The following is an 18,237-nucleotide window of genomic DNA, read 5'->3' as shown; positions in this document are numbered from 1 at the left end:
CCCGGCCAAAGTCGCACCGGACGTGGTGGCCACGGCCTTCGAACTGGCGAAGAAACTGCGCAAGGTGCCGGTGCGTGCCGGGGTCTGCGATGGTTTCATCGGCAACCGGATCCTCGCGGTCTACCGTCAGGCGGCGGACTACATGATGGAGGACGGCGCTTCGCCCTATCAGATCGACCAGGCCCTGCGCGACTTCGGCTTCCCCATGGGGCCCTTCCAGGTGGCCGACCTGGCCGGCGGCGATATCGGCTGGGCGACGCGCAAACGCAAGGCCGCCACCCGCAATCCCGACGCGCGCTACGTGCAGATTGCCGACCGCCTGTGCGAGCACGGCTGGTTCGGACACAAGACCGGCCGTGGCTACTACCTCTATGCCCAGGGCCCGCGCAGCGCCACCCAGGACCCGGAAGTCCTGGCCATCATCGACGCCGAGCGGGCCCGGGCCGGCATCACGCCCCGCCCCTTCGGCAACCCGGAGATCCTGCGGCGCTACATGGCGGCGATGATCAACGAAGGCGCCAACGTGGTGCACGAAGGCATCGCCCTGCGCCCCCTGGATGTGGACATCACCTTTATCCATGGCTACGGCTTCCCGCGCTATCGCGGTGGCCCGCTCAAGTACGCCGACCAGTACGGCCTGCCCCAGGTGCTGGCGGACATCCGCGAATTCGCCGAACAAGACCCGCTGTTCTGGAAAGCCTCGCCACTGCTGGAGCAGTTGGTGGAGCGCGGCGAGAACTTCGACAGCCTCAACCACAGCCATTGACTCAAGGAGCACGCGCCATGCGCGAAGCCGTCATCGTATCCACCGCACGCACGCCCCTGACCAAGGCCCACCGCGGCGAATTCAACATCACTCCCGGCCCGACCCTCGCCGCTTTCGCGGTACGCGCCGCCGTGGAACGGGCCGGCATCGACCCGGGGCTGATCGAGGACGCCATCCTCGGTTGTGGCTACGGCGAAGGCACCACCGGGCGCAACGTCGCGCGCCTGGCGGTGGTCCGCGCCGGCCTGCCCATCGGCATCGCCGGCACCACGGTGAACCGCTTCTGCGCCTCCGGCTTGCAGGCCATCGCCATGGCCGCCGGGCGTATCGTGGTCGATGGCGCCCCCGCCATCATTGCCGGTGGCGTGGAAAGCATCTCGCAGATCCGCGGCCGCGGCAGCGACGACCCGGACCTCGATCCCTGGCTCGTGCAGCACAAACCGGAGCTGTTCTTGCCGATGATCGAGACCGCGGACATCGTCGCCGCGCGCTACGGCATCAGCCGCGAGGCCCAGGACCGTTTCTCGCTGCGCAGCCAGCACAAGACCGAAGCGGCGCAACGGGCCGGGCACTACCGCGAGGAAATCATTCCCTGCACCACCACCATGGCCGTGACCGACAAGCAGAGCGGCGAGGTCAGCCAGCACCAGGTCACGGTGGACGCCGACACCTGCAACCGCCCGGGGAGCACTTACGAGGCCCTGGCCAAACTGGAACCGGTGCTGGGCCCGCAGCGCTTCATCAGCGCCGGCAACGCCTCGCAACTGTCCGACGGCGCCTCGGCCTGCGTACTGATGGAGGCCCGTGAAGCGGCCCGCGCCAACCTGCAACCGCTGGGCGTGTTCCGTGGCATGGCGGTGGCCGGTTGCGAACCCGACGAAATGGGCATCGGCCCGGTGTTCGCCGTACCCCGGCTGCTGGCCCGGCACGGCCTCAAGGTGGACGACATCGGCCTCTGGGAACTCAACGAAGCCTTCGCCTCCCAGGCGCTCTATTGCCAGCAGCGGCTGGGCATCGCCGATGAATGCCTGAACGTCAACGGCGGGGCCATCGCCCTCGGCCACCCGTTCGGCATGACCGGTGCGCGCCTGGCCGGCCATGTGCTGCTCGAAGGTCGGCGCCGCGGGGTCAAGTACGCCGTGGTCAGCATGTGCATTGCCGGCGGCATGGGCGCCGCCGCGCTGTTCGAAATCTATTGAGGACGCCGACATGGACCTGAGTTTCACCCCCCAAGAAGAAGCCTTCCGCAATCAGGTGCAGGCCTTCCTCGCCGAACACTTGCCCAGCGAACTGAGTGACAAGGTGGCCAATGGCGAACGCCTGTCCAAGGCCGACATGGAGCATTGGCATTCGACCCTCAACACCCGCGGCTGGCTGGCCAACCACTGGCCCGAGGCCTTTGGCGGGCCGGGCTGGAGCGCCGTGGAGAAATTCATCTTCGAACTCGAATGCGGCCTGGCCAACGCGCCGCGCATCGTGCCGTTCGGGGTCAACATGCTGGGCCCGGTGCTGATCAAGTACGGCACCCCACAGCAGCAAGACTACTGGCTGCCGCGCATCCTCGACGGCCGCCACTGGTGGTGCCAGGGCTATTCGGAACCCGGTGCCGGCTCGGACCTGGCGGCGGTCAAGACCACGGCCGTGCGCGACGGCGATCACTATGTGGTCAACGGCCAGAAGACCTGGACCACCCTGGGCCAGCACGCCAACATGATTTTCTGCCTGGTACGCACCGACCGCGAGGCCAAGCCCCAGGAAGGCATCAGCTTCCTGCTGATCGACATGGCCAGCCCCGGGGTCGAGGTGCGTCCGATCATCACCCTGGAAGGCGACCACGAGATCAACGAGGTGTTTTTCACCGACGTGCGGGTGCCGGTGGCCAACCTGGTGGGCGAGGAAAACAAGGGCTGGACCTGTGCCAAGTACCTGTTGACCTACGAGCGCACCAACATTGCCGGGGTCGGCTTGTCCATGGCCGCGCTGCAACGCCTCAAGCGCGTGGCAGCACAGCGCACCCGCAATGGCCGGCCGCTGCTGGAAGACCCGCAGTTCGCTGCACGCCTGGCCCGGGTCGAGATCGACCTTGAGAACATGAAGACCACCAACCTGCGGGTGATCGCAGCGGTGGCCGGTGGCGGCGCGCCCGGCGCGGAAAGCTCGATGCTGAAGATCTGCGGCACGGAAATCCGCCAGGAGCTCACCGCTCTGCTGCGCCGGGCCATGGGCCCCGCCGCCCGGGTCATGCAGGACGAAGGCGACACCGGGGCGATGGACCTGGGCCCGGCCTTCGCCAGCAGCGCGGCGGCGCAGTACTTCAACAATCGCAAGCTGTCGATCTTCGGCGGCTCCAATGAAATCCAGAAAAACATCATTTCGAAAATGATTCTCGGGCTCTGAGGGTGCGCACATGAACTTCGAACACAGCGCAGAACGGCGCATGCTCGGCGACAGCTTGAACCGCTTTATCGCCCAGCACTACAACCTGGAAAAACGCCAGCAGAGCCTGCAGTCAAGCCAGGGTTTCAACTCCGGGATCTGGCAGCAGCTGGCAGAGATGGGGGTGATCGGCGCCCTGTTCAGCGAAGCTGACGGTGGCTACGGCGGCGGTGGTTTCGACCTGGCCCTGGTCTTCGAGGCCGTGGGCCGCGGGCTGCTGGTGGAACCGCTGCTGGGCAGCGCGGTGCTGGCCGGGGACGCCATCGCCAGCGCCGGTAGCGAAACGCAGAAGATCGAGCTGGCGCAGATCATCGACGGCAGCCTGATCGCCGCCCTGGCCCATGACGAACCCGACAGCCACTACGAACTCAACCGGGTCGCCTGCCGCGCCGAACCCCAGGCCGACGGCTGGCGCCTGGATGGCACCAAGAGCCTGGTGCTGCACGGCGAGCAGGCCGGGTTGCTGGTGGTGTCGGCCCGCACCGCCGGGGCCATTGACGACAGCCAGGGCATTTCGCTGTTCCTGGTGCCCAGGGATACCCCGGGCCTGGAGATCCGCGGCAGCGCCACCCTCGATGGCGGCCCCGTGGCGCAGGTGCGCCTGAACCAGCTGCTTGTGCCGGGCTCCGCCCTGCTGGGCACCCTGCACCAGGGCCATGCCACCCTGGAGCGGGCCATTGGCCGCGGCGTGCTGGCGTTGTGCGCCGAAGCCCTGGGCGCCATGGAAGTGGCCAAAGTGGCGACCCTGGATTACCTGCGCACCCGCCAGCAGTTCGGCCGCCCGATCGGCAGTTTCCAGGCACTGCAACATCGCATGGCGGTGCTGCTGCTGGAGATCGAACAAGCGCGCTCGGCGGTGATCAATGCCGCCTCGGCCCTGGAGGCCGATCGCCTGGACCGCGAGCGCGCGCTGTCAGCGGCCAAGGTCAGCATCGGCCGCATCGGCACCCTGGTGGCGCAAGAATGCATCCAGCTGCACGGCGGCATCGGCATGACCTGGGAGCTGCCCCTGGCCCATTACGCCAAGCGGCTGGTGATGATCGACCATCAGTTGGGGGACGAGGATCACCACCTGCAACGCTACATCGCCCTCGGCAAGCAATAGGCCCCATGAATCGCGGCCCGGGCGGCCACCTGAGCCTGTCGCAAGGGCAGCAGGTGTCGCCGCCTTCCTTGCCCGGTGCGCAGCGCGCTGCCCGACGCTGCGCTCAATCCCCCTGCTGAACCCAAGCAAAGCCTGGCGCCGCATCAGCGCGGCGCCCGGCAAGGGCGTGTCCGAGGTCGACAACCGCTACCTGGAGGTCATGGAGACCCTGGCCTACCGCGGCCACGCCCTGAGCCTCATCCACAAGATCTGGTAGATCGCGAAAACGACGCTGCCGGCCATTGCCGGCAGCCTCCCCTTCCCACTTGCGCGTTACAGCAACCGGGTGCGCAGCTCCTGGCAGGCCTGCTGATACTCCCTGCCCAGGCGCGCCACCAAGTCTGCTGCGCTCGGTACGCCGTCAACCACGCCAATCCCCTGGCCGCAGCCCCAGATCTCCTTCCAGGCCTTGGGCTTGTGCCTGTCTGCGCCGAAGTTCATCTGCGAGGGATCGCTGCTGGGCAGGTCATCGGGGTCCAGCCCCGCGGCCACCAGCGAGGCCTTCAGGTAATTGCCGTGCACCCCGGTGATCAGGTTGGTGTAGACGATATCCTCGGCCGCCGACTGGCTGATCATCTGCTTGTAGCCCGCCACCGCGTTGGCCTCCTGGGTGGCGATAAAGGCCGAGCCGATGTAGGCCAGGTCCGCCCCCAGGGCCTGGGCCGCGAGGATCGAACGCCCCGAGGCAATGGCCCCGGAAAGCAGCAGCGGGCCATCGAACCATTGGCGGATTTCCTGCACCAGGGCAAACGGCGACTGGGTGCCCGCGTGCCCTCCGGCGCCGGCCGCCACGGCAATCAGGCCGTCGGCACCCTTGTCGATGGCCTTGCGCGCGAAACGGTTGTTGATCACGTCGTGCAGCACGATGCCGCCGTAGCTGTGCACCGCCTGGTTGATCTCGGGGCGCGCGCCCAGGGAGGTGATGATGATCGGCACCTTGTGCTGCACGCAGACCGCCATGTCCTGCTCCAGCCGGTCATTGGAGCGGTGGACGATCTGGTTCACCGCAAACGGCGCGGCGGGCCGCTGCGGGTGCAGCCGGTCGTGCTCGGCCAGGGCCTGGGTGATCTGCTCGATCCACTCCCCCAGGCGCTCGGCCGGCCGTGCGTTCAACGCCGGAAAGGAACCGACGATCCCGGCCTTGCACTGGGCGATCACCAGCTCGGGAGTGGAAATGATGAACAGCGGCGCGGCCACCACTGGCAGGCGCAAATGCTGGGTGAGAATCTTCGGCAGGCTCATGTTCGGGCTCCTGGGCAATCCAATGGGTAGTTCATGATTCGGCGACGACCGCAGCGACCTTGGGCACCCGGGCGATGCGCGCGGTCACCAGTACCAGCCCGCCCGCCAGCAGGTACATGACAATCCCCAGGTACATGCTCGACACATGGCCGCCGGTATGGCTGTTGATCACCCCGTTGAGCCAGGGTGTGACCGCCGGGCCGAGGTTGCCCAGGCTGCTGATGAAGGCAATGCCCCCGGCGGTGGCCGCCACCGACAGGTACTCGCTGACCAGGGCGAAGAAGATCGGCGTGCCGGCCTTGATCCCCACGTAGGCAAAACCCAGGGCCGTAACCGACAGCAGCAGGTGGCCGTTGAGCAAGGTGGTGACCGCCAGGCCGAACACCGCAATGGCCATGCAGCCGACGAAGTGCCAGCGCCGCTCCCGGTGCTTGTCGGAGTGCTGCCCGATCAGCACCATGCCGACGATCCCGACGATATTGGGGATCGCGGTGATCAGCCCGACCTGCAACAGGTCCTTGCTGCCCCAGCCCTGGATCAGGCTCGGCATCCAGAACACCAGCATGTAGGTGGCGCCCAGGAACATGAAATAGGCCGTAGACAGCAGGTAGATCCTGGGGTCGCGAAACATCTGGGCCAGGCTGTCCTGGGATTTGTCCCGGGCGTTCGCCAGATCCTGGGCCATGTCGGCGTCCAGCAGGCGCTTTTCCCCGGGGCTGAGCCAGCGGGCCCGGGCCGGGCTGTCCTGCAGATAGAAAAAAGCCACCACCCCCAGGACACTGGCCGGCAGCCCCTGGATCATGAACATCCATTGCCAGCCGTGCAGGCCGACCGCGCCATCCAGGTACTTGAGGATGCTGCCCGAGACCGGCCCGGCAATCAGCCCGGCGACCGCGGCGGCGGTCATGAAGATGGCGATCACCTGCCCCCGGCGCGGCGCCGGGAACCAGTAGGTGAAATACAGGATCACCCCGGGGAAGAACCCGGCCTCGAAGGCCCCCAAAAGAAAACGCAGAACGTAGAACTGCATCGGGGTGCTGACGAACATCATCGCCGCGGCCACCAGGCCCCAGCAGAACATGATCCGTAACAGGGTCTTGCGCACGCCGCTGCGCTTGAGCATCAGGTTGCTGGGCACCTCGAAGATGAAGTAGCCGATGAAGAAGATCCCCGCCCCCAGGCCATACACCGCATCGCCGAACGGCAGGGTCTGCTTCATCTGCAACTGGGCGTAGCCGATGTTCACCCGGTCCAAAAAGGCCACCATGTAGCACAGCATCAACAGCGGCAGCAGGCGCCAGCGGATCCTGGCGTACAGCGTGTCGAGCTGCCGGGCATGCTCGGGTGAGGCGTGGGGATCCTGGACCGTTATTGTTGTTGTAGTCATTGTCGTCTCCGACGCAGTCGCGGGTTGGCCCGCCTGGGAAATCACTCTTCAGCTATGGGTCGCCTCGCGATCCTGGAGCACGCGCCACATCACCTTGCCGGAGCCGGACTTGGGCAGGCTGTCGACGAACTCCAGCACCCGCGGCACCTTGTAGGCGGCCATGTGCTCGCGCGCCCAGGCGATGATCTCTTCGCTGGCGGTGCGGCCCCGGGCCTCGCTGCGCAGCACCACCAGGGCCTTGACGCTTTCCCCGCGGTAGGCGTCCCGGGTGGCGATGACACAGGCTTCGTGCACCGCCGGGTGCTTGAACAGCAGCGCCTCCACTTCCGCCGGCCAGACCTTGAAGCCGCTGCTGTTGATCATTCGCTTGAGGCGGTCGGTGAGAAAGAAATAGCCCTCCTCATCCATGTGCCCCAGATCGCCGGTGCGCAGGAAACGCTTGCCCTCGAACTCGACGAACGCCGCCTCGGTAGCTTCAGGGTTGCGCCAGTAGCCGTTGAACAGCATCGGGCCAAAGGTGATGATTTCCCCCACCTCGCCGGGTGCAAGTTCCTCCAGGGTGCGCGGGTCCACCACCCGTGAATCGACGCCAAAGAACGGCATGCCCAGGCATTGCAGCTTGGCCCGCTCAGGGGGGTTGCCATGGCTGGCGGCGGCGGTTTCGGTGAGGCCGTAGCCTTCGAGAAAAGTCAGGCCGAACTCCTGGCGCAGGCGCTGCGCCACCGCCTCGGGCATCGCCGCCCCGCCACCGTTGATATGCACCAGGCTCGACAGTTCGAAGTCCTGGTAATGGGGGCTGGCGAACAGGTCGATGACCATGGTCGGGATGCAGGTCCAGTGGGTCACCCGGTACCGCGAGATCAGCCGCCCGGCCAGTTCCCGATCCCAGCGCGGCATGATCACCGTACTGGTGGCGTCGAACACCGCCCGCAGGACAAAGCACACCAGGCCGGTGATGTGGAAGAACGGCACGACCCCAAGGCCCACCGACTCCACGGTGGATTGGGTCCAGCTGCCGCTGACCGCGTTGCTCATCAGGCTGCGATGGGTGTGCATGCAGCCCTTGGGATGGCCGGTGGTGCCCGAGGTGTATTGCAGCAGCGCCAGGTCATCAGCCTGGGCAGTGTGCGGGCCGGGGCAACGTGCCTGGGCCAGGGCCTGGTTCCAGCGCTGGTAGCCCTCGGGCAGCGGTGGCTCGCTGCGCAGCCAGGCATCGATCTCGGCGCTGGCGACCTCCGCCGGGTGCATGTCCGCCGGCGCCGGCATGGCATCGCTGTAGCGGGTCACCAGGACCCGGTGCAGTCGCTGCTCGGGTTCGAGGCTGGCATTCGCCGCCTGGGCGATGGGCGCCAGGTCCGCGGCGCAGATCAGTACCCGCGCCTGGGCATCGCCGAGCTGGTAGCTCAGCTCTTGCACCTTGTTCATCGGGTTGATCGGCACCAGCACCGCATTGGCCCGCAGGATGGCGTAGCAGGCGATGATGAATTGCGGGCAGTTCTGCAGGTACAGCGCCACCCGGTCACCGGGCTCGACCCCTTCGCCCTGCAACCAGCCGGCCAGCGCCAGGGCCTCGGCCTGCAACTGGGCAAAGCTCAGCGTGTGGCCGAAAAACCGGTAGGCGACCTTGTCCGGGTAACGCCGGGCCGCCACCTCCAGGTTGAACCAGAGCGAGGTGGCCGGCACCGACAAGGCCAGGGGCAGGCGCTTGGGCCAGACACGGTGATGGGGGCGCTGGGTACGAGCGGTGGACATGGAAGACTCCTTCAAGCCCGGGAATGATCGAGGGAACAGCCATGGACAGCGTCATCCGGTGCCGGCTGGCCAGCCAGGCCGCACGTTGGTGGGCCACCGCCCCGGGTCGATCCTGCCCCATGCGGGGCGTGATTTTCAACCACTTATATTCCGCTGTGCGAAATAACATTCCATATTGACCGTTAGAATATTCGCTGACATCCTGCATTTCAACGAGCCATTTGCCCTGCGAAACACAATCAGAACAATCACTGCTGCCTGGCCACGGGAAACACCTGCCCTCCAGGACACCCGACCGGGACTGACCCAAGAGCCATCGCCCATGAGTGCCGTACCCGAAGTTTCGATGCTGCAAGGCCTGTTCAGCGGATTCGCGGCCCATCTCGGGTTGAACCTGCGGGAATACCAGCAGGCGCAAACCGTTATCGCGGTCACCGTCCAACCTCATCACCTCAACCAGGCCGGCAATCTGCACGGCGGTGTCATCGCCTCCCTGGCCGACACCGCCATGGGCATGAGCGGCACCTGGCATGCCGACCCCGCCCAGTGGCGGCTGGCCCTGACCCTGTCCCTGAACATCAACTACATGGCCGCGATCCCACCGGCCACCGAGGTCCGGGCCGTGGCCCGCCTGCGCGGCGGCGGGGCCAAGATCTTCATGGCCAGCTGCGACCTGCTGGATGCCCAGGACCGCCTGCTGGCCAGCGCCGAAGGGGTGTTCAAGCGCGGCCGCCTGCGCGCGGCAGCCACTGAGGTTATGGCGTGCCCTTGATTGGCCGGTGATGGCGTCAGGAACGGAATCGGGTTTCGTCAGGGAATCGCAGATTTCAATTGCGGCGGTTCCGGGATAACATTTTTCCTTTGTTTCCACGAATCCGCTGCGTGGTCAACCGGCATTGCGCCCGGCACCAGCCCCTACCGGAAGACCCCATGCAAGACCCGAACGACTCCCCGGAACAAGCGCCCAAAGACCGTAAGTTCGTCGAAGCCCTGGCCCGAGGCCTGGAAGTCCTGCGGGCCTTTACCCACGGTCACGCGGTACGCGGCAACCAGGACATCGCGCGCATCACCGGCCTGCCCAAGCCCACGGTGTCGCGCCTGACCTACACCCTGACGCAGCTGGGCTACCTCAAGTACAACCAGGACCTGGAGAAGTACCAGCTGGATTCAGCGGTACTGGCCCTGGGCTACGCCTACTCCGCCAGCCTGCGGGTGCGCCAGCTGGGCAAGCCGTTCATGGACGAGTTCTCGCGCCGTACCAACACCACCGTCAGCCTGACTTGCCGCGATCGCCTGTCGATGATCCACGTCGACAGCAGCCGCCCGCCGGAAGTTGCCAGCCTGCGCATGGAGCCCGGGCTGCGCCTGCCCCTGGCCACCAGCGCCGCCGGGCGCGCCTACCTGGCCGCCACGCCGAAAATCGAGCGTGACCATCTGTTGGGGGAAGTGGCGAAAAAGCTCGGTGATGAATGGCCTGCCCTGGAAAAATCCCTGGAAGACTCCTTCCGTGAATACGAAGAGTTCGGCTTCTGCCTGTCGCTGGGCGAGTGGGACCGCAACGTCAACGGTGCCGGCGTGCCACTGCGCCTGGCCGACGGCAGCATCATGGCCCTGACCTGCGGCGCCCCGAGCTTCCAGCTGTCCAGCGAAAAACTCGAAAGCTCCCTGGCCCACCAACTGGTGATGCTGGCACGGGACCTGGAAAGCCTGGGCGTCTGAGGCAGGCCATAAAAAACCCCTGATCCGCGATGGATGCAGGGGTTGGTTTCAAGGTTGCCCAAACGCCAGCCAATCGAAAGTGCCCAAGGGCAGGACACTCCATCGATGCTGAAGCAGGCAGCCGATTCCGGACACGCCCTGGGTTGCCAGGGCATATCCGAAGTGGGCAAGTGCCTCTATCGACGGCCGGGGGCGATTCAGTTGCCCATCACCCCCTGGTTGAAGTCGGCCGCCTGACTGAATGGGCGGTCGTAACCCAGGCTTGCGTAGTTGGGCGCAATCACCTGGATATTGCCGAAGGATGCGGACTGGCGAATGTCACCCAGGTCCACCCCCGCCAAGCCGCCAAGCCGTGCATCCCGGCTGCCTGAAACCTCACCACTGGCAAGCGCGTTGACGATCCGCGCGTTGTTCTGCCCCACCAGGCCACCGACCACGCTGTAACTGCCCCCGGAGACATTGCCCTTGGCCGAAGCGGTGTCGATAAGGCTGTCACCCTTGAGAACGCCATGCGTACCCACCAGGCCGCCCACCGCGCTCTTGGCGCCAGCACTGGCATCACCACGGGCTTCCACCGACTTCAGGTCCCCGGCGTTGTAGCCGATGAGCCCGCCGACATGGCTTTGGTCCTTGCCCACGACGTTGCCCCAGGCCGTTGAGTTGGCAACCAGCCCGCCCACGTTGTAGCCGACCAGCCCGCCCACGTTGCTGTTGCTCGCGCCCTGGACCAGGCCGAAGGCCTCGGCAAGGCTGATGTGGCCGTCGATGTTCTGCCCCACCAGACCACCGATGTGCAGGCTGCTGCCGCCATTGACCGAACCACTGGCCGTGACGTTGTGCAACGTGCTGTCCTGGTTCAGGCCCACCAGGCCACCGGCCGTGGCAAAGTTCTTGCCCAGCAGCCCGCCGCTGGCGACAGAGTCACTGATGCGGCCCGACTCGTTGCGCCCCACCAGGCCGCCGGCATGGCTCGCGCCATTGCCCGAGACCGCCGTCGAAGACTGGGAACCCTCGATGCGGCCGCCCTGGTTGTAACCCACCAGGCCACCCAGGTTGGTGCCCTTGTAGCTGTAGCTGTCACCACTGGAAACCGTTCCAGAACTGGAGGAACCGGCAATCAGCCCTTGATGATTGACGCCCACCAACCCGCCCACACCGCCCACACCGCCCTCGGCGTTGCTGGCGATGCTGGCGGTGAGCCGGACATCGGCGCTGCTGTTGGTCACGGTGCCGCCACTGCCCGCCACCTGACGGTTTTCGCCCACCAGGCCACCGGCCGCCGAGGTAAAGCTATTGCCCAATACCACACCGGCCACCGACGACGCGTCGATGGAGCCACCGGCGTTGCTGCCCACCAGGCCGCCGACCAGGTTGTCCTGCCGGCCCTTGGCATTCACCCGCAGTTTGCTGGCACTGACGTTGGCGATTTTCCCGCTGTTGCGCCCCACCAGGCCACCGACGGCACTGCTACCGGTGGTGGACGTGGCGCCGTTGATGGTCATCGAGGCCAGCTTGAGGTTGCCGATGCTGCCGGACGAACTGGCGAACAGCCCGCCGTCGGTGCCGTTGCTGTTGACCGTCAAACCGCTGAGGGTGTTACCCAGGCCCTCGAAGACGCCGCTGAAGGTTTGCTGCCCACCGATGGAGGTCAGGCGTGCACTGCTGTCGATGGAGTTGCCCAGCACGTAGCGGCCCGCCAGATCCTGGTCGATCGCCTGCAACTGCGTGGCGTTTTGAATGACGCTGTAGGCTTCGCCGTTGGCATCGAAGCGGGCGCCGTTGCCGGACAGGGTGACGCCGCCATTCTGGCCCAGCGCAAAGTTGCCGCCATGGTTCAGCCCGAGGCTGCTGTTGCTGCCGCTCAGCGTCAGCTGACGATTGAGCTTGATGTCCCCCTGGGCGTTGAGTTCCACCCGGGCATTGGCGCCACCGGCAAACAGGCTGTCATCCAGGCGGATGTCCTTGGCCGAAGAGAGGGTCAACTGGTTGCCACTGAACCAGAAGAGCCCGTTTTCCACCGCCACGTCGCCCTTGCCACTGGCCAGTTCGATATGAGTGGTTGCCAGGTTGCGCGACAAGGTGTCGGCATGGGCAGTGTTGCTCTTGGCGGTGAGGAAGGAGCCCACCTTGACTTCGTTGCTGGCGATCTTCCAGGTGCCCGTCTGGCCATCCCTGGCCTGGGTGTCGACCTTGGTCGTCAGTTGCACCCGAGTGTTGGCGCCCCGGGTTTCGATCACCCCGCCATCGCCCTTGCCGTCCAGCGCACTGGCGCGCAGCGAGCCATCGACGCTGACCACGCCCACGTCGCCGCCATCCAGGGTAATGCGCCCGGCCTTCTGCGACAGGGTGTTGGCTTCGACGGTGCCCTGGTTGTTGACCACCGTCTGCAGCATGGAGCTCGCGCTCTTGGCGGTCATCAGCACCTGCCCGCCATCGGCCTTGAGCAGGCCGGTGCCGGTGTTGTGCACCAGCGCGTTAAGCGCTGCGCTGTCGACATGCAGGTCCAGCAGTTGGTTGTCATCGAAGCTGACGGTGAAGCCATCGCCTGCGGCCAACGCCACACGGCCGTTCTGCGCCTTGATGGTGCCCTGGTTGGTCACCCTGGCCCCGAGCAGCGCCACGCCACCGCCGTCAGCGGCAGTGATGGAGCCCTGGTTGACCACCTCGGCTGCCGAGGTGCCGGCGAACTTGTAGTTGCCGGCCTTGAAATCGGCATCGCTGATATCCCGGGTCGAAGCCACCAGGCCACCGACATTCACCTGAGCGCCCTGGCCGAACACCACGCCGTTGGGGTTGATCAGGAACACCCGACCATTGGCGTTGATCTGCCCGTGAATCTGGCTGCCATTGACACCCACGACCCGGTTCAGGGCGATCGAAGTGCTGGTGGGCTGGTTGAAGGTCACCGACTGACCGTTCTGCACGTTGAAATCCTTCCACTGAGTGACCAGCTTGTCCGTCTGCTGATTGATGGACATGTGCTGGCCCTGGGTATGGAAATCGGCACTGCCGGACACCACCTCCCCTCCCGTGGGCAAGGCAAACGCCGAAGGCAACCCGGTCAATGCCAACAGACTGGCAACTGCCACCACCAGGCCCTTGCCGGAGCCGGCACGCCGACGCCGGGCGCCTTCGTGAGTGACGTTCCAGCAGCCCTGGGCCTGGTTCCATACCAATGCATAGATCTTGTTCATGAAAACTCCATATCGATTTATCTACGTACTGCAAACCTTTGCAGCACGGCACTGCCGCTGAAGTGCGCGCTAGGCCTTCAAACTGGACGACGGTGTTGGGTAGAACTTGCCCACGGACGGCCCGGCTCAATGAGCGGTCGCGATCATGGGAAGGTAAAAGTGAACTCTGCAGCCCCGTTGGCAGCCCCTCCGGCGTGAACCTCCTGGTCATTGCCGATGCGGATGTAGCTGGCTCGCAGGGGAATGCTTGCGCCATCGCCGATGCGCTGCATCTCGTAGCTCTGGCCGCTGTACTCGATGCGCTCCGAGGTCAGCCCATTGGTCATGACAATGCCGAACCCGCGGGTGGTGGAATCGATCAGGCCCAGCACGCCCTTGACCGCAGAGCCCCCTGACTTGTCGATAAAGCTGACGCGAGGCCGGGCCTGCATCGAACAGCGGCTCAACCCGATGCTGAAGGGAACCTCGGGCGAGGTGGCATTGACCTGGGGAAAGTCCGCCAGGGAGAAGCGCCCCAGGCGCACGCCGATCTCCTTGTAGGCTTCCACCACACAGGTCTTGGGCAGCTCGATGTCCATGTTGAAGTCCAGGCCGCCCATGACCAGGCTCTTGCGGCAGCTGTAGGTCAGCGGCGGGCTGAGCTTGCCCAATTGGGATCCCAGGGTTGATTCGTTTTTTTCCAGGTCGTACGCATACAACTGCAGGTAGGACGAGCCTGTTACCTGGGTCACTTTGAGAGTGCCCGTGGGCAACTGATCCGGCGGTACGGTCAGGATCAGCGATTGAATAATCTGGGTGACCATGGTCTGAGCGGGTAAACCGCTCTCGTAGATCAGGTCATCATTTTTTTCCAGGACAATGGGAGAAGTGACCTGGGTCACTCGTATTCTCTCCCGCCCTTGCGGAGCTACGTCCAGTCGCAGGCCAATGCCGGCGACATCGGTAGGCGCGGCGTCATCGGTCTGCGGCGTACCGGGGCTCCAATGTCCGGCGGTCACCAGCTCCCGCGGTTTCCCGGAGATCGCCAGGTTGAAACTGGTATGCAAGGTCACCGTACGCTCCCACAACACGGTTCCCACCGGGGTATTGGTGTTCAACGGGTTGACCAGCCTCCAGGGGGAACCGGCCTTGCTGCTGAGGTTGCAATCCCTGGCATAACCGTTCAACGAGGCCGCTTGCGCCTCTGCGCCGCCCCAGCCGCAAAGCACCCCTGCGAGCATGACGCCATGAACCCACAGGGGCAGCGGTCTGCAATCGGCTACAAGCCTCAGCCATTGGCGAATCATCTGTCTTTCTCCCTGTCTGCGCCTTGGTGATACCGCCCATGACAAGGGCAGCGTTCTGCACAAACGAGATGGATTGCCCAACAGTGGCCGGCTGCTCGCGGCCACCCCTAAAAAAGATCATCAAGGAACGAGACAAGCAGGTACCCGCCAGCAGCCGGAACCCGGTGCGCCAGGCGCACCGGGGGCAACTGCCATTCCTCGGATCAGTGGTTGTGGATCATCAGTTGCGAATGTCGCCCTGGTTCAGGCCGACCGCGGGTACCTGAGTCGCCAGGCCCAGCGCCGTGTTGTTGCGCATGTCGCCGTAGTTGACCCCGACCAGGCCGCCGTAGGTCTGGGCGTAGTTCGACACGAACTTGACGTTGCCGTAGGCCACGGAGTTGCGCAGATCGCCCATGTTCAAGCCGACCAGGCCACCCAGGCGGGCATAGGTGCCGCCGCTCACCTGACCATTGGCCAGGGAGTTGGTGATGAACGAATTGTTCTGGCCGACCAGGCCACCCACCGAACTCTGGCTACCGCCCACCACATTGCCTTTGGCCGAGGCACTGTTGATCCGGTGATCGACAAAGTCGCCGTTGGTCCCCACCAGCCCGCCGACAAAGCTGTTGGCGCCGCCGCTGACGTCACCGCTGGCCTCGGCCGAACTCAGGTCACCGTCGTTGTAGCCCACCAGGCCGCCGACGTAGCTGAGGTTGCCGCCGCTGACCTTGCCACGGGCCACGACATATTCGGTGTTGCCACCAAAGTTGTGCCCGATCAGGCCACCGATGTTGCCGCTGGCTCCGCCGACCACATCACCTGTCACTTCAGCCCTGTGGATCCGACTGTTGTCGTTCTTGCCCACCAGCCCGCCGACGTTGGCACCGGTCGAATCGCTGACCTTGCCTGTGGCCTCGACGTTATTGAGCTCGCTGTTCTGGTTCCAGCCCACCAGGCCACCGGCAGCCACGGAGCCCGCCCCGACCACCGCGCCACTGGCGCTGGAGTAGACGATAGCGCCGTTGTTGTTGAAGCCCACCAGGCCGCCGATACGGCTGGCGGTGTACCCCCAGACGCCGACCGAGGAGCTGGCGCGTTCGATCCTGCCACCCTGGTTGTAACCCACCAGGCCACCCAGGTTCGGGTCCTGGACGTAACGGTTGAACCCGGTACCGACGGTGCCAGCACTCGAAGAGTCGCTAATCAGGCCGCCCTTGTTGACGCCTACCAGGCCGCCCATGCCGCCATTGGTGGTGACCTGCATGGTGCCCAGCACCCGCACGTCGGTGGTGCTGTTGGTAATGGTGCCGAGGCCAGTCGAAGCGACGTTGTTTTCCCCCGCCAGCCCACCGACGGCGGAGGTGTTGGCATTACCGGTCACCGTACCGGCCATCGAGCCACGATCGATGGTGCCGCCGGCGTTGACACCGACCAGGCCGCCGACAATGTTGTTCTGGTTGCTGTTGGCGAAGACGTTGAGGTTGGTGCCACTGACGTTTTCGATGCGGCCGGTGTTTACGCCGACCAGACCACCGATTTTGCCGAAGCCTGCGTTGGAGGTGGCACCGTAGATGTTCATCGACGCCAGCTTGAGGTTGCTGATGGTACCGGACGAGCGGCCGAACAGACCGCCGTAAGGGCCGTCGGTATTGACCGTGAAACCACTGATGGTATTGCCCAGGCCGTCGAAGATCCCGTTGAACTCTCGACTGCCACCAATGGACTTGATGCTGCCGGTGCCCTTGATGTCGTTGCCCAGCACATACAGGCCGTCGAGGCTGGTACCGATCGCCTGCAATTGCGCGGCGTTCTGGATCACCTTGTACAGGTCGCCATTGGCGTCGAACCAGGCGCCACTGCCGGACAGGGTGACCTGGCCCTTCGGCCCCAGCGCGTAGCTGTTGCCGTAGTCCAGGCCCAGGCTGCTGTTGACCCCGGTCAGCGCTACTGCACCATTGATCTTGATGTCCCGATTGGCATTGAGTTCGATACGGGCGCCCGCACCGCTGCTCTTGAGGTTCTTGTTGAGGCTGATGTCCTGGGCCGAGGCCACGCTCAATTGATTGCCGCTGGCCCAGGCGATATCACCATCGATCGACACGTTGCCGGCCTTGCTGTTCAACTCGATGTTGGTGGTAGCCAGGTTGTGCGACAGGGTATCGGCATACACGGTGGTTTCACCGGGCGTGGAGGTCGGATTGACCGTGACGTCCGAAGAGCTGATCTTCCAGGTCCCGGCCCGGCCATTGTTGGCCAGGGTGTTGACCCGGGCGGCCAGTTGCACCTTGGTGGTGGCGCCCTTGGTTTCCACCACGCCGCCATCGCCGATGGCAGTCAGTGCGTTGGCGCTCAGCGAGCCGCCGACGTTGACCACGCCGACGTCACCGCCGTCCAGGGTGATCTTGCCGGCCTTGCGCGACAGGGTGTTGGCTTCGATGGCGCCCTGGTTGTTGACCACGGTCTGCAGCATCGAGCCTGCGCTCTTGGCGGTCATCAATACCTGCCCGCCGTCGGCCTTGAGCAGCCCGCCGTTGCTGACCAGCGCATCGATCGCCGCGGCATCGACTTTCAGGTCCAGCAGGTTGTTGCTGTCGAAGCTGACGGTGAACTCGTTGCCGCCACCCAGGGCCACGCTGCCCTTCTGCGCCTTGATGTCACCTTCGTTGCGCACGGTCTTGCCGATCAGCGCCACGCTGCCGCCATCGGTGGCGGTAATCATGCCGTTGTTGACGACTTCAGCCTGCGAGGTCCCGGCGAACTTGTAGTTGCCGGCGGTGAAGTTGGCATCGGTGATGTTCTGGGTCGAGGCCACCAGGCCACCGACGTTGACCTGGGCGTTGTTGCCGAATACCACCCCGTTGGGGTTGATCAGGAACACCTGGCCGTTGGCATTGATCTGCCCCTGGATGTTACTGCCATTGACGCCAATCACCCGGTTCAGGGCCACCGAGGTCTTGGTCGGCTGGCTGAAGGTCACCGTCTGGCCACGGTTCACGCTGAAGTCGTTCCAGTTGGTGATCAGCTTGTCGGAGTGCTGGTTGATCGACATCTGCTTGCCATTGTCGAACGTCAGGATGTCCGCCGTGCCGGAGACCACCGTGCCTCCCGTCGGCAACGCGAAGGCCACAGGCAGAACACCAATGCCCAGCAGCCCGGCCACCATCACCACCAGGCCCTTGCGTGTTCCGGAGCGGCGACGACGGCGTGCGCCCTCGTCGGTCACACTCCAGCAGCCCTGGGCCTGATTCCACACCAATGCATAAACCTTATTCACGTTGACTCCTTATCTACTTATTAACGCCCTGCAACCTATGCAGGACGGCACCACC

Annotated in this window: 12 protein-coding genes; 6 read left to right on the top strand and 6 right to left on the bottom strand. The window is 65.0% G+C overall.

Translation table 11 applies throughout. The features are described from left to right. From F6S12_RS10905 to F6S12_RS10890, 4 genes are all read left to right on the top strand, one after another. The coding region (locus F6S12_RS10905) for a 3-hydroxyacyl-CoA dehydrogenase family protein (protein WP_315868902.1) at window positions 1–766 on the top strand (766 nt) is incomplete at its 5' end. Window positions 767–783: 17 nt separating this feature from the next. Further along, window positions 784–1,965, top strand: coding sequence for an acetyl-CoA C-acyltransferase (locus F6S12_RS10900; protein WP_015634539.1), 1,182 nt, complete (start codon window positions 784–786; stop codon window positions 1,963–1,965). 10 nt (window positions 1,966–1,975) lie between these two features. Then, on the top strand, window positions 1,976–3,163 hold the full coding sequence (locus tag F6S12_RS10895) for an acyl-CoA dehydrogenase family protein (RefSeq protein ID WP_041116513.1): 1,188 nt from the start codon (window positions 1,976–1,978) through the stop codon (window positions 3,161–3,163). Window positions 3,164–3,173: 10 nt separating this feature from the next. After that, window positions 3,174–4,307, top strand: a complete 1,134-nt coding sequence (locus F6S12_RS10890; RefSeq protein WP_315868901.1) for an acyl-CoA dehydrogenase family protein — start codon at window positions 3,174–3,176, stop codon at window positions 4,305–4,307. 312 nt (window positions 4,308–4,619) lie between these two features. On the opposite strand, the gene F6S12_RS10885 is transcribed toward F6S12_RS10890, so the two are convergent. The 3 genes from F6S12_RS10885 to F6S12_RS10875 are packed head-to-tail and all read right to left on the bottom strand — an operon-like array spanning window position 4,620 to window position 8,727. Further along, entirely contained in the window at window positions 4,620–5,588 is a 969-nt protein-coding gene (locus tag F6S12_RS10885) for a nitronate monooxygenase family protein (protein WP_315868900.1), read from the bottom strand. Window positions 5,589–5,619: 31 nt separating this feature from the next. Continuing rightward, entirely contained in the window at window positions 5,620–6,975 is a 1,356-nt protein-coding gene (locus F6S12_RS10880) for an MFS transporter (protein ID WP_236202943.1), read from the bottom strand. Between the two features lie 48 nt (window positions 6,976–7,023). Next, window positions 7,024–8,727: a long-chain fatty acid--CoA ligase gene (locus tag F6S12_RS10875; RefSeq protein WP_315868899.1), complete on the bottom strand. Its 1,704-nt coding sequence runs from the start codon at window positions 8,725–8,727 to the stop codon at window positions 7,024–7,026. 322 nt (window positions 8,728–9,049) lie between these two features. Between F6S12_RS10875 and F6S12_RS10870 the strand changes: the two genes are divergently transcribed. Next, window positions 9,050–9,499: a PaaI family thioesterase gene (locus F6S12_RS10870; RefSeq protein WP_019093300.1), complete on the top strand. Its 450-nt coding sequence runs from the start codon at window positions 9,050–9,052 to the stop codon at window positions 9,497–9,499. Window positions 9,500–9,657: 158 nt separating this feature from the next. Then, a complete protein-coding gene (locus F6S12_RS10865; RefSeq protein WP_015634531.1) occupies window positions 9,658–10,446 on the top strand; it encodes an IclR family transcriptional regulator in 789 nt (262 codons plus the stop codon). Window positions 10,447–10,643: 197 nt separating this feature from the next. Here the strand turns inward: F6S12_RS10865 and F6S12_RS10860 are convergent, their stop codons facing one another. The 3 genes from F6S12_RS10860 to F6S12_RS10850 form a co-directional block, all read right to left on the bottom strand. Beyond that, window positions 10,644–13,640 carry a GLUG motif-containing protein gene (locus F6S12_RS10860; RefSeq protein ID WP_315868898.1) on the bottom strand — a complete coding sequence of 999 codons (2,997 nt, stop codon included), beginning with the start codon at window positions 13,638–13,640 and terminating at the stop codon, window positions 10,644–10,646. Window positions 13,641–13,783: 143 nt separating this feature from the next. After that, on the bottom strand, window positions 13,784–14,926 hold the full coding sequence (locus F6S12_RS10855) for a fimbrial protein (protein WP_262214182.1): 1,143 nt from the start codon (window positions 14,924–14,926) through the stop codon (window positions 13,784–13,786). A 220-nt stretch (window positions 14,927–15,146) separates the two neighbouring features. Beyond that, window positions 15,147–18,182, bottom strand: coding sequence for a GLUG motif-containing protein (locus F6S12_RS10850; RefSeq protein ID WP_315868897.1), 3,036 nt, complete (start codon window positions 18,180–18,182; stop codon window positions 15,147–15,149). Window positions 18,183–18,237: the final 55 nt, after the last annotated feature.

The organism is Pseudomonas sp. JV245A (genome assembly GCF_032424515.1).
Lineage (GTDB): Bacteria > Pseudomonadota > Gammaproteobacteria > Pseudomonadales > Pseudomonadaceae > Aquipseudomonas > Aquipseudomonas protegens.
The sequence above is the reverse complement of the archived record's forward strand: the minus strand, read 5'-3'. Positions and strand labels throughout refer to the sequence as shown.